This window comes from Accumulibacter sp. (genome assembly GCF_023806625.1).
Classification (GTDB): domain Bacteria; phylum Pseudomonadota; class Gammaproteobacteria; order Burkholderiales; family Rhodocyclaceae; genus Accumulibacter.
Genome location: NZ_JAMTDX010000023.1, coordinates 1 through 13,224 on the forward strand (window position 1 = coordinate 1; position 13,224 = coordinate 13,224).

Below are 13,224 nucleotides of genomic sequence, written 5' to 3' on the forward strand. Positions count from 1 at the left end.
GACCTCGGCCAGAGCGCGTGATCAGGTTTGCTGAACATTGTGGCTAATCATGTGACGTTTTATCTCCAAAGTGACAAGGATAGCATTTCCGCGGCAATCCGGGCCGCAGCACCGGACACCGCGCAGCCGGTGAGAGCGGGAAGCCTTACGGGCCCGACGGAGCATTCCGTGAGCCCGGCCGGAAGCGGTCGATGACCCGCCGGGTGACGGTCGGGCCGTTCAACCGCGTCGAAGGCGACCTGGAAGTGACGCTCGAGATCGTCGATCGCCGCGTCAAAGCGGCCAGAGTGAACTCCCCCCTCTTCCGGGGCTTCGAGCACCTCCTGCAGGGGAGGCATCCGCTGGACGCACTGGTCATCGTCCCACGCATATGCGGCATCTGCTCGGTAGCTCAGTCGTCCGCAGCTGCCGCTGCGCTGGCCAGCGCAGCCGGGCTCGACATGCCGCGCAACGGCCGACTGGCGAGCAACCTGATTCTCGCCTGCGAGAACCTGGCCGACCACCTGACTCACTTCTACGCCTTCTTCATGCCCGATTTCGCGCGCGACGCGTACCGCGGTCGCTCCTGGCACACCGACGCCGTGCAACGCTTCACAGCCTCCACCGGCGAAGCGCTGCGCCAGGCCCTCCCGGCGCGTGCCAACCTGTTGCGGATCATGGGCCTGCTGGCGGGCAAGTGGCCACACAGCCTCGCCCTGCAGCCGGGTGGCACGACGCACGCCGTGACGGCCAGCGAGCGGATCCGCCTGATGACGATCCTTCGCGAGTTCCGCTCGTTCCTCTGCAATACCGTGTTCGGCGACACCATCGAGCGGGTGGCGGCGATCGGCTCCCCCGAAGAACTCAGAGCCTGGGCGAGAAGCCGGCCGGCAGACTTGCCGCACTTCCTCGGCATTGCCGACGACCTCGGACTGGCGCGGGTCGGCCGTGCCAGCGACGTGTTCCTCAGTTACGGCGCTTATGCCGGGCATCGAACGGACGGTGCGCCGCTGTTCGCCCGGGGCCTCTGGGACGGCCAGGCACGGGAACTCGCACCGGAGAGGATCAGTGAAGACGTCAGCCACGCCTGGCTGCTCGGCGATCGCCCGCTCCACCCTGCGGTCGGCGAAACGCAGCCGTTCATCGGCAGCCATGCCGATCGACCCGACGCCTACACCTGGTGCAAGGCGCCTCGTTACGATGGCCGCGTCGTCGAGACGGGCGCACTGGCCAGACAGATGATCACCGGCCACCCGCTGCTCCGCTCGCTGGTCTCGGCCGAAAGGGGCAGCGTGCTGGCGCGGGTCGTCGCGCGAATCCTCGAATTGGCACTGGTCGTGCCGGCGATGGAGGACTGGGTGCGCGAGCTGACCCCTGGTGAGCCTTTCTGCAACGAGTGGTGGCTGCCGGAAGAGGCGATCGGCGTTGGCCTCGTCGAAGCGGCGCGTGGCGCCCTCGGACACTGGATGCGCATCGAGCAGGGCAGGACTGCCCACTACCAGATCATCGCCCCGACCACCTGGAACTTCTCGCCCCGCGATGATCGAGACGTACCCGGCCCACTCGAACAGGCGCTGAGCGGCCTGCCGACCGACGATCAGGAGACTGTTCCGCTGACCGTCCAGCACGTCGTCCGGTCTTTCGATCCCTGCATGGTGTGCACCGTGCATTGATTGGCACTGTCCGGGCAGGCCTCTGGCGGCATTGACGATGCCGGACCTGTTTCCGGGGTCACGAACGGCCGGTGCTGCGGCGGCGGGGCTTCCGTTTTGCCCGGTGGGCGACTACCATTCGCCGCTCATCCAATCGTCCGTGAGGCAACGCCTCTTGCACGGTCAGAGCAGGCAGACTCATGAGCGACCACCCCGAAATCCTCGCCATCCCACTGTGGATAAACGGCCGCGCGTTCCTGACGATGGCCCGGGCTTTCTTCGCTGTTCGCGACCCGCGCAACGGCCGCGTACTTCGTCGCACGCCGCTCTGTGGAGTCGACGAGGCCGGAGCGGTGATCGACTCGGCCTGCCAGGCGGTCGACCACTGGCAGACCGTACCGCGTACTGAGCGAGGGCAACTGCTGGCTGCTCTCGCCGACGCCCTGGCCGGCTATGACGCCCACTTCGCGGGTCTGATCGACGAGGAAAGTGGCAAGGGAGAGGCCCTTGCCACCGCCGAGGTCGCCGACGCCGTGCACCTGCTACGCGACACCTCGGCGGAAAGCGGGCGGGCGGCCGCTGACGCCGGCCACCCCCACGTGGTGGCGGTGGTCAGCGACGACCAGACGCCTCTGCTCGGCCTGCTGCGACACGCGGTTCCTGCGCTGCTCGCCGGCGCGACGGTGATCATCAAACCAAGCCCGAAGGCGCCATCCGCGGCCTTCGCCTTCGCCGAGCTGACCGCTCAGTGCGGCTTTCCGCCGGGTGTCTTCAACCTGCTCCAAGGCGACCTCGCGGCGATCGAGGGCCTGTGCGCGGACGACCGGCTCGGCGAACTGCGCTTCACCGGCGATCGAGCGCTAAGCGACCAGGTGGCCCGGATCGCCGCGAGCTGCGGCAGGACTTTCGTGACCTGAGGCACGGTGGACGCCGTGTTCACGAACCGCCCGGACTGCAACAGGCAGTATCACCGCCGCCCGAGAAATGAACCGCGGGCGATGGCCAGCGCGGCCCCCCGGATTGCCAGTCGGTCATTCGGCCAGTCGCTTCACCGAGCTTGAAAATGCAGCGCATCGTCTATCTCGAACGTGAGTCGATCGTCGCCGACGTGCGCCGGCCGGCGTTCCCCCACGTATGGATCGAGCACGCGATGACCCGCCAGTCCGAGGTCCGCGAAAGGCTGAACGGGGCGACGATCGCGATCGTCAACAAGCTCTGCATCGACGCCGGACTGATTGCCGGACTGCCAGCCTTGCAGATGATCGCCGTCGCGGCGACTGGCACCAACAACGTCGATCTCGACGCCTGCCGGGAGCGCGGGATCGTCGTCTCGAACATCGCCGGCTACGCCGAGCAAACCGTTCCGGAACACGTCTTCGCACTGCTGCTGGCTCTGGCGCGCAATCTCCCGGCCTACGGCAAGGCGGTAGGCTCGGGGGCCTGGCAACGATCCACTCAGTTCTGCTTCTTCGCCTACCCGATCCGCGATCTGCACGGCGCGACGCTGACGGTGATCGGCAAGGGCTGCCTCGGGAGCGGCGTTGCCCGACTCGCCGAGGCTTTCGGAATGCGCGTCCTGTTCAGCGAGCGGAAACGCGCAGACGGCGTGCGCGCGGGCTATACGCCGTTCGCCGAGGCGCTGCGCGTAGCCGACGTCGTCTCGCTGCACTGCCCGCTGACCAGCGAGACGAGAAACCTGATCGGAGAAGCGGAACTGCGCGCCATGCGCCGCTCGGCCTGGCTGATCAACACCGCGCGCGGCGGCCTCGTCGACGAAGCTGCGCTGGTCTGCGCGCTGCGCGAAGGCTGGATCGCTGGCGCGGGTTTCGACGTCCTGACCGTCGAGCCACCGCCGGACGAACACCCACTGCTCGCCCCCGAGTTGCTCGCGCTGCCAAATTTCCTGCTCACTCCGCACGTTGCCTGGGCCAGCCGCCCGGCGATGCAGAGGCTCGCCGACCAACTCACCGCCAACCTCGAGGCCTTCGCTCGTGGCGTCCCGCAGAATCGCGTGGCTTGAAACGCTCCCAGCGGCGACCGCCAGCGCGCCTGAAACCGAACGGAGGCGGTGCTTGACCCCCAGCGGGTCGCCCCGCATAATTGCCCCCGTCGTGGTGATGTAGCTCAGCCGGTCAGAGCGATGGATTCATAACCCATAGGTCGGTGGTTCAAGTCCACCCATCACCACCAACAAAACAGAGACTTAGCCCAGCCTGGCAGGTTGGGCTTTTTTCTGGGTTACGCCGGGGTCACATTTGCTGTGACCATGGCGCAATCGCGGCCATCAAGTCTGATGCGCCTGCATGGCGTGTGGCGGAGCCACGCACCGAATCACGGCACGGGCTGCCTTCCTGGGGGGAGAGGATGGCGACGCCTTTGCTCGGTTTTCTCGGCCTCGCCGTCACTCAACGCTCCCCGCAGGGCTTGCACGTCCGTTAGACTGTGTACGTCTGCCGGCCCCGGACAAATTGGAGATGTGGACTGGACCGACAGGGGAGAAGCGCGGTCAGGCCGTGTGCCGGGATTTTCCACAAGAACTGGAGGATGAGGCGATGTATGAAGCAAAGGCGTATTGCGCGGCCAGCGCAAGCGCGCCCCTGGCTCCTGCCCGGATCACACGGCGCGATCCGGCCGGGCACGACGTTCGCTTGGAGATTCTTTATTGCGGCATCTGTCACTCGGACGTGCATCAGGTGCGCAACGAGTGGAGCAGCATCATGCCCACTGTCTACCCGTGCATTCCGGGCCACGAGATCGTCGGCCGAGTCACAGCGGTCGGTTCGCAAGTCACGCGGTTCACGCCGGGCGACCTCGCCGCGGTCGGCTGCTTGGTCGACTCGGATGGCGTGTGCGCCCAGTGCCAGGCCGGCCTGGAGCAGTTCTGTCCGGACCTGACGCTGACCTACAACTCGCCGGACCGGCACCTCGGCGGCGTCACTTACGGGGGTTACTCGGACAGCATCGTCGTCCCCGAGCGCTTCGCGCTCCGCGTCCCGGGCAACCTCGATCTCGCGGGCACCGCGCCACTGCTCTGCGCCGGGATCACCACCTACTCGCCGATGCGCCGCTGGCAGGTCGGCGCGGGCAGCAAGGTTGGCGTCGTGGGACTCGGCGGGCTGGGCCACATGGGCGTCAAGTTTGCGCATGCGCTGGGCGCGCATGTCGTCGTGTTCACGACTTCGCCGGGCAAACAGCAGGACGCCGTCCGCCTTGGCGCCGACGAGGTGGTGATCTCCAGTGACGCGAACCGGATGCGCAGCCACGCGGGCAGTTTCGACTTCATTCTCGACACGGTGGCCGCGTCGCACGACATCAACGCCTACCTCAACCTGCTGCGTCGCGACGGCACGCTGACCCTCGTCGGCGCACCGCAGGAGCCGCTTGCCGTGTCCGCCTTCGGCCTGCTGATGCGCCGGCGCAATCTTTCGGGGTCGCTGATCGGCGGACTCGCCGAAACCCAGGAGATGCTCGACTTCTGCAGCACGCACGGGATCACCGCCGATGTCGAGGTGATCCCGATACAGAAGGTCAATGAAGCCTACGAGCGGCTACTGAGATCCGACGTCAGGTACCGCTTCTCGATCGACATGGCTTCGCTGCGCCTGGAGTGAGAGCGGCGCCGGCTGGACAGCTGCCGACGACGACGGACACGCGATCGACGCCCTCCGCCCGGGTACGAATGCTCGGAGGTTGTCAATGAATCCACTGCCCGGCCAGTCTGCGGTGTTGCCCGCTCGCTCACTTCTCGCCTATCCATCCAATAGGTCTCGTCGTTCACTCCAGGAGGGAAAGGAAGGGACCCTCCGCTTCCCTGGCGCCGGGCATATCGACCTGCTCGAGACGATTTCTTCACAACCTCTCGGCTGATCGCGCCCGACGGGCGACGACCGCCGGACGACCCGCCCGGGAGTCGCCGGCAACCGGCCTGCGGCGATCCCCAACCGGGCTTCGATCGCATCGCAACCGACCACCTGCTCCGACTTCGCCTGGCGAGCGAGTCTCAACAGGGTTTCGGGTAGCGCAGATCGAGACACCAGCGATCGAGAGCGCCCGGTGGAGGCGGATTCGTCGCTTGCGGTGCATCGACGAGCTGAACCTGCACACGCTCGCTGCGGCGCGCAGCAGCGTCGGCAAGATCGGCTGGCAGGCCGGGATACCCTCCGCCCTCGGGGCGCCATTCGTGCAGAGTGACGCGCCATGCCGGTCGCTGGTCGTTTCGCCAGAGTTGCAGGTGAATGCGCCCCTGTGCGCCAAGCGTCGGGTGCAGGCCGAGCGCCGGCGAAAAGCTGCGGTAGCGAAAGGCGAAGACCTTGACTGGCCCGCGTTGGTCGATCTCATCGTGCAGCGGCAGTTCGATCCCTTCCGCCGACACACGCCAGTCGGCGAGTGCCGGACAATCGCCCACTGTCCGGGCTTCGAGCGGACGAAGCAGCACTTCGACACGCGCCGTGCTGGCGTCGATCAGACGCGAGGTGCACTGATCCTGGCTGCTGGCATCGCCAAGGAGCGGCCAGAATTCGAGCGCACGCCGCAGTTCGAGAGCGCAGCCCGGGAATTCGATCCGCCGCCAGAGACGGAACTCGTCGCGCAGGAGTTCCTCGCAGATCGGTGCACACAACCCGACGCCGGCTGCATCGAGGTCGGCAAGCACCGCGCGCAGGTCGCGTTCCAGGTAATAGGGCAGCGCAAAGCGCTGGTGCAGTTCCGGCCCCCAGTCGATCAGCGTGTCCTGTGTTTCCTGCGTCGCGAGCATCGCGACGATCGCGCGCAGCAGGCAGGCCAGCGCCGTCGCGCGCTCGGGTCGGTGCTGCATGCGCAGCGCCCGGAACTCGACCAGCCCGAGCCGCCCGCGCTCGGGCAGAAAGGGATTCCAGAGCTTTTCGATGTTGATCTCGGCGCGGTGACTGTTCCCGGACGCATCGGCCAGAAACGGAGCCAGCGCGCGCCAGAGCAGTTCGGGATTCGGCTGATCCTCGTTCCCGAGCAGCACGAGAGCCAGGCGAAGTTCGTGGAACATCGCTAGGCCACGCTCGTCACAGCGTACCGACTGCCCACCACTTCCCGTGTAGTCGTGAGCGTAGAAGTAGGACAGGGCCGGGTGCCGGTTGAAGTAGAGCAGCAGGCGCGGGAGCAGCCGGTGGTGGCGCAGGAAGGAACTGGTCAGTGGCGTTCGGCCGCCAAGCGTGATCTGCCCTCCGCCACCGGAGTCGGCGACCGCTCCATTGTAGTAGAGCCGATACGGAGCCAGACCCTGCTCCGCGGCTGCGGCGTGGGTCCTGCGCAGGCGCAGCAGAAAGTCGCTGGCGCAGGCATCCGGAGCGGTATTGATCTCGATCACCGCCGGATCGGGGGTGATCGTCGTCCATTCGACCGTCGCATCGACCGGTGGCGGGTACCCGGCAAGAATCAGACAGGGCAGTTTGCCCGCCCATTCGGCGATCGCGGCCAGCACGCGCCCGAACATGTCGGGACTGGCGAAGGCGGGCAACTCGATTCGCGCGACGGTTCCGACAGCGACCTCCGCGCAGCTGAGCAGGAAGCGGTAGATGCCGGCACCGGCCAGGTCGTCGCACAGGCCGCTGGCGGGAATCGGACGCTCGTGTATCGAGGCAGCGTCGAGCCGGGGATCACCGGGATCGGGTGGATCGACCGCTGAATCCAGGCTCAGCAGCACCCCGGGGGGCTGCGCCAGCGGGAGAACCGACCAGCCCCGAGCCTCGAAGGCGAGGCTCAGCGACTTGGCCAGACTCCCGGAGTCCGGCGGCCGAACGACGGGCGAGGCGACGAGCAACGGATCCGGCGGCCCGTTCCAGACGGCCAAGCCATCGCGGCGCCGGTAGAGTCCGAGGCTCCAGCGCGGCCGCTCCTCACCGGGATACTGCCGCCCGACGCTGCGCAGGACCATGCTTCCCGGGCTACCGGAGTGCAGCGCAACGACCAGGCTTTCGGCACGTGCCAGCTTGTCCCCGCCGACAGCCTGATGGTTCCACTCGGGCGACGCGGAGAACCGGTCGGTAAAGGTCGGCTCGCTACCCACCCAGATGTCGAAGCCGAGCGCTGCGAGCTTGTCGTCGTGCTCGGCCACTGCGGCGTCGAACGCGGCGATGCTGGGCGGCACGATTTCCCTCATGCAGCCCAGCGACCGCCGGGGAGACGGCTGCTGGACACCTGCTCGCTCGCTGCCTGGTCGGCCCCGGGGAGGTTCTAGGCGCGCTGCCAGCGGAGGTCCAGCGTGTACGGGCATTCTCCCGGCAGTTCCTCGGGCGGTGGCGCCATCGGACCGAGCCGCGTGCCCTCGGGATGGAAGCGCGACAGCAGGTCCACCCACGGTGGTGGCGTGTAGCTACCCGGCGTATGCCCGTAGGCATTGAAGCGCGTATGGCGGCGGGATTCGGCCTCATAGGCGTTGACCGGAAAGTGCTCGTAGTTGCGTCCGCCCGGATGCATCACGTGGTAAGTACAGCCGGCGACAGCTCGTCCGTTCCACAGGTCGACGAGGTCGAAGACCATTGGCGAATGGACGCCAATGGTCGGATGCAGCGCCGACGGCGGCTGCCAGGCGCGGTAGCGGACGCCGCCAACGTATTCGCCGCACACACCGGTACTGCGCAGCGGCACGCGTCGCCCGTTGCAGGCCAGCGCGTAGCGTCCGGCGGTCAGCCCGCCGAGCTTCACCTGCAGGCGCTCGACCGAAGAGTCGACGAAGCGCGCGGTGCCCAGGCGGGTCGTCTCTTCGCCGAGGACCGGCCACGGCTCGATCGCCGCACGCAGTTCGACTTCGATGTCACCGAACTGCAGCGTTCCATAACGGGGAAACCGGAACTCGAGGAAAGGCCCGAACCAGTCGAGCTGGAAAGGATAGCCGGCATCGTCGAGATCGAGCAGCACATCCCTGAGGTCGGCCCACAGGTAGTGCGGCAGCATCCAGCGGTCGTGCAGTTCGCTACCCCAGCGGACGAGCGGCCGGAGGTATGGCTTCTCCCAGCAGCGGGCGACGAGAGCGCGGAGCAGCAGCATCTGCGCCAGCGACATGCGCGCGTGCGGCGGCATCTCGAAGGCGCGGAACTCGAGCAGGCCTTGCCGCCCGGAGGCGCTGTCGGGCGAGTAGAGCTTGTCGATACAGAACTCGGAACGATGCGTGTTGCCCGAAACGTCGACGAGCAGGTTGCGGAACAGGCGATCGACCAGCCAGGGCTGCGGGGTCTCGCCCACGGGCAACTGCTGACAGGCGATTTCGAGTTCGTAGAGCGCCCCCGGCCGTCCCTCGTCGACCCGCGGCGCCTGGCTGGTCGGGCCGACGAAGATGCCGCTGAACAGGTAGGAGAGGCTCGGGTGGTGCTGCCAGTAGGTGACCAGACTGGCGAGCAGATCCGGCCGACGGAGGAATGGACTGTCTGCCGGGGTCGGACCGCCAAGCGTCACGTGGTTGCCGCCACCGGTTCCCGCGTGACGGCCATCGAGCATGAACTTTTCTGTGCCGAGGCGGGCCAGACGTGCCTCCTCATACAGAGCCAGCGTCCGCTGGACGAGTTGGTCCCAGCTGCGCGCCGGGTGGATGTTCACTTCGATGACTCCCGGGTCTGGAGTGACCAGAAGCTTCTCCAGCCGCCAGTCGTCCGGTGGCGGGTAGCCTTCGACGGCCACCGGCAGGTCGAGCGCTGCGGCGGTCTGCTCGACGGCGGCGATCAGCTCGAGCGCGTGCTCCAGATGGACCATCGGCGGCAGAAAGACGTGCAGACAGCCCCCGCGTACCTCGACACAGACCGCCGTATGCGGGATGTCCACCGACAGACGCTGACCGTCGGCGGCTGGCTGCTGGTGGACTTCAGGGTGCCAGATGGCCGTCTGCTCGACGCGACTGTAGCGCGCGGCGACCTCGCCATGGAAGTCGGCGAGCGGCGGCTGCGCGGCGAACGGGTCGGTCTCGACCGGGAAGTCGCGCTCGTCCTCGTCGACCCAGGGCAGCGATTGCAGCGGGAGACGCAAGCCCATCGGCGAGTTGCCGGGAACCAGGTAGAGGCGCGACCGACGCGTCTGCCAGGGAGCCGAACGCCAGCGACCAGAGTTCCAATCCCAGGCAATCGGCAATACGTAGCCCGTCGGAGCATCGAGCCCACGCGAAAGGGCCTCGGCCAGCAGGCGTCGCTCGAGATCATCATCGAGGTCGCAGAGCAGCGGATCGCGGTTCACCGGCACCTCCGCCTCGATTACCAGAAAATGCAGCGCGTCCTCGTACGCGGGAAGCACGTAACGCGTCGGCAGATCGAGGTGTTGTGCGAGAGTCTCGGCGAAGTGGCGAGCATCCGCGAAGGAGTGGCCATGATCGTGCGACGACTCGGCGAGCCAGCGCTCGTCGCGCCAGACCGGAATGCCATCCTTGCGCCAGAAAATGCCCAGAGCCCAACGGGGCAGTGGCTCGCCCGGATACCACTTGCCCTGCGCCATCTGCAACAGCGCGCCGGGGGCGAATCGTTGCTTGAGCCGGCGAACCAGCACCTCGGCGCGTTCCCGCTTGTGCTCCCCGAGTGCGGCGGTCGTCCACTCCGGCGCGTTCATGTCGTCGATCGAGACGAAGGTCGGCTCGCCACCCTGCGTCAGACGCACGTCCAGCTTCTCGAGTCGAGCGTCCACCAACCGGCCGAGCGCCTCGATGTGCGCCCACTGCTCGTCGGTGTACGGCTTCGTGACCCGAGGATCCTCGCGGAAACGGGTGACCGTATTGGCAAAGCGGAATTCGACCTCGCACTTCTCGGCCAGCCCTTCGATCGGCGCCGCACTTGTCGGCTGCGGCGTGCACGCGAGCGGGATGTGCCCTTCGCCGGCGAACAGCCCCGAGGTCGGATCGAGACCGATCCAGCCCGCTCCCGGCACATATACCTCGGCCCAGGCGTGCAGGTCGGTGAAGTCACTCTCGGGACCCGAGGGCCCGTCCAGCGACTTCTCGTCGGGCGCGAGTTGCACGAGGTAGCCGGACACGAAACGTGCGGCAAGCCCGAGATGCCGGAGGATCTGCACCAGCAGCCAGCCGGTGTCCCGACACGAACCGAGGGCCCTGGCCAGCGTCTCCTCGCAGCTCTGGACGCCGGGATCGAGCCGGACCGTATACCGGATGGCCTGCTGCAGAGAACGGTTCAGGTCCACCAGAAAGTCGACGGTGCGCCGCCGGCGCCGGTCGATCGTCGCCAGGTACTCATCGAGCCGTGGGCCGCTCTCGTTCGCTTCGAGGTACGGCGCCAATTCCTTGCGCAGCGCCTCCGGGTACTCGAATGGCCATGCCTCGGCGCTTTCCTCGACGAAGAAGTCGAACGGGTTGATCACCGTCATGTCGGCGACGACCTCGACGTCGACCAGCAGTTCGCGCGTCTTCTCGGGAAAGACGACACGTGCGAGATAGTTGCCGAAGGGATCCTGCTGCCAGTTGATGAAGTGCTCTTCGGGCCGGATCGTCAGACTATAGGCGACGATCGGTGTGCGGCTGTGCGCGGCCGGGCGCAGGCGCACGACGTGCGGGCTCAGCGAGATTCGTCGCTCGTAGCGATAATGGGTGGTGTGACGGATGGCAACGTGGATGGACATCGGATTCGGAGAGGGTTGGCACGCCAGAATTTAAGCAAATTCCATGCCATAGACGGCTCAGCACCCCGTGCGACAAATCGACGCTCCCGAACCTGTTCTGCTCTGCCTGTGGCCGAACATTGCACCGTCGTGAGGCACGGGCAGCGCGCCGCGCCCCACGACGGAGCGTGCCCTGCTGCGCGCAGGCGATTCCCGACCCATCGGGAGAGTGAAGGCAGACGATGACACGACGTCAGAATGGCGGCGGGGACGAGCCAGCGCCAATCGGTCCGGCGAGTTCGCGGCACCCGGCCGCAGCCGTCCAGCCGGTTGCGCAAGGCGAGCCCGATCGGCTCTGGTACCTCTTCCGGATGGATGACAACGGCAATCGGTTCGAGATGGCCCGCCTGGCGACTCGGGAAGACGCCGAGGCGCTGGCCAGGCTTTTCGAGGCGCGCGGTCACAAGCAGACGTACTACGTGACGAGCGAACCCTGACGTCACATTGACGGCGGCTCGCTCGCGGGGTACGGCACCGGGCCGGAGAGGCGCGACTGCCGAATCGATCACGGACGGCAGCGGCGATTGCTCGTACAGTCGCCTCCAGCTCACCGCTGACCACGACCGGCCGCGCCCTGCGCGCCAGCAGGCGGACGCTGGGACACGCCGGCCGGCGGTGCGCGAGCTGCCCGGTGCGACGACAAATGGTGCCGAGGCCATTCCCTGAACAAGATCTGGACCAGCCACGATGAAAGTGATCGTCGTCGTCCCGGTTCGCGACGCAACCGCCGGCGGCAAACGCCTCCGCGAATTGTCGGCCGAACTCGCGCAGACCGCGCATGACCTGCAGCTGCTGATCGTCGAGTTGACCGCTTCGCCGGGCGACGCTACGCCGGCAGGACTCGACGGTCTCTGCGCCAAGGTTCACCGCTTGCGTGTCCCGCCGAGCCTGGGGTCTGACGCGTGTCTCCGGGTCCGGCAACGCGCGGTCCACGAACTCGGAGCAGACGTGCTCGCAGCCATCGACGCGCCTCGATCGCTTCGGCCGGGCGAGATCTCGCGCCTCCTCGCCGCGGTCGAGGCGGGTGCGGATCTCGTCGTCGGCAGCCGCTGCGCCCCGACACCCGACGCTGACACAGCCGTCTGGTCATCGCGTCCTCCGGGTTCATGGGCCAGCAGCGTGCTCGTCGGTCGCCTGGCCGGGATCGCGAGGCCGCGCGATTGCACGAGCGGCGTGCACCTCGCGCGCAGTTCGCTGCTCAGCGCCGTCGACCTGACGGGACAGCCACTTGGAGGACTCGGGGTGGCCTTGCTCCACGGCGCGCTCAGTCAGGGAGCCCGGGTCGTCGAACTGCCCGTGGCCTTCGCCGAAGCGGAGCACGATCGGCCCCGTGGCCAGTCCCGCACGACGGCCGAAATGATTTTCAGCGCGCTGTGTATCCGTTATCGGAGCCTGAGGACCTTTCTCAAGTTCGCGATCGTTGGCGCATCGGGGGTGGTGGTCAATCTCGGCGCCTTCACGATCCTCCTCAACCTCGGGGTCAACAAATACCTCGCTTCACCGCTGGCCATCGAAGCCTCGATCGTTTCCAATTTCCTGCTCAACAACTTCTGGACCTTCCGTTGGCGAAGCACCAGAGGCTCGCTCCAGCAGAAGGGGCTCAAGTACAATGTCGTCTCGCTGGTCGCGCTTTCGGTCAGTTACAGCACATTTGTCGCGCTCTCGGCGGCGATCCCCGAAATGCCGCCACAGCTGGCCCAATTCCTCGGGATCATTCCGGCAACGCTGATCAACTACCTGCTCAACTCGTGCTGGACTTTCCGGCACATCGATGACAGCCCGACGGACATTCAGGAACTCGCGAGCGAGGTATCCTGCACCCTGCGCAGCAGCGGCTCGGGGTCGTGCGCGACGACGGAAGGTCGAGCAGATCACCCGGTTGCCCTGGCCAGTTGGCTGTCAGGCGACGCCTGTGCTGGCGCTGTCGCTCCTTCACCTGGCGCTTGTGCCGTTGCGGCGCGACCGCCTGCTGCCTGAC

The 13,224-nt window shown here is 67.0% G+C and carries 8 protein-coding genes and 1 tRNA gene; 7 read left to right on the forward strand and 2 right to left on the reverse strand.

The genetic code is table 11. The features are described 5' to 3' along the window. Positions 1–191 precede the first annotated feature (191 nt). The 5 genes from NFW05_RS04740 to NFW05_RS04760 all read left to right on the forward strand — a co-directional run bounded on the left by NFW05_RS04740 (position 192) and on the right by NFW05_RS04760 (position 5,242). Entirely contained in the window at positions 192–1,652 is a 1,461-nt protein-coding gene (locus tag NFW05_RS04740; RefSeq protein ID WP_295303088.1) for a nickel-dependent hydrogenase large subunit, read from the forward strand. 179 nt (positions 1,653–1,831) lie between these two features. Beyond that, positions 1,832–2,548: an aldehyde dehydrogenase family protein gene (locus NFW05_RS04745; RefSeq protein WP_295303089.1), complete on the forward strand. Its 717-nt coding sequence runs from the start codon at positions 1,832–1,834 to the stop codon at positions 2,546–2,548. A 146-nt stretch (positions 2,549–2,694) separates the two neighbouring features. After that, positions 2,695–3,651 (forward strand): D-2-hydroxyacid dehydrogenase, encoded by a 957-nt coding sequence (locus NFW05_RS04750; RefSeq protein WP_295303090.1) that lies wholly within the window; start codon positions 2,695–2,697, stop codon positions 3,649–3,651. Between the two features lie 93 nt (positions 3,652–3,744). Further along, positions 3,745–3,821: transfer RNA gene (locus tag NFW05_RS04755), tRNA-Met, on the forward strand. A gap of 362 nt (positions 3,822–4,183) precedes the next feature. After that, positions 4,184–5,242 carry an NAD(P)-dependent alcohol dehydrogenase gene (locus tag NFW05_RS04760; RefSeq protein ID WP_295303091.1) on the forward strand — a complete coding sequence of 353 codons (1,059 nt, stop codon included), beginning with the start codon at positions 4,184–4,186 and terminating at the stop codon, positions 5,240–5,242. Between the two features lie 389 nt (positions 5,243–5,631). Here the strand turns inward: NFW05_RS04760 and NFW05_RS04765 are convergent, their stop codons facing one another. Both NFW05_RS04765 and NFW05_RS04770 read right to left on the reverse strand, forming a co-directional pair. Then, entirely contained in the window at positions 5,632–7,749 is a 2,118-nt protein-coding gene (locus tag NFW05_RS04765; protein WP_295303092.1) for a transglutaminase family protein, read from the reverse strand. Positions 7,750–7,835: 86 nt separating this feature from the next. After that, on the reverse strand, positions 7,836–11,207 hold the full coding sequence (locus NFW05_RS04770) for a DUF2126 domain-containing protein (RefSeq protein WP_295303093.1): 3,372 nt from the start codon (positions 11,205–11,207) through the stop codon (positions 7,836–7,838). Positions 11,208–11,428: 221 nt separating this feature from the next. Between NFW05_RS04770 and NFW05_RS04775 the strand changes: the two genes are divergently transcribed. After that, entirely contained in the window at positions 11,429–11,683 is a 255-nt protein-coding gene (locus NFW05_RS04775; RefSeq protein WP_295303113.1) for a hypothetical protein, read from the forward strand. A 250-nt stretch (positions 11,684–11,933) separates the two neighbouring features. Beyond that, positions 11,934–13,223: a GtrA family protein gene (locus NFW05_RS04780; RefSeq protein ID WP_295303094.1), complete on the forward strand. Its 1,290-nt coding sequence runs from the start codon at positions 11,934–11,936 to the stop codon at positions 13,221–13,223. Position 13,224 lies beyond the last annotated feature (1 nt).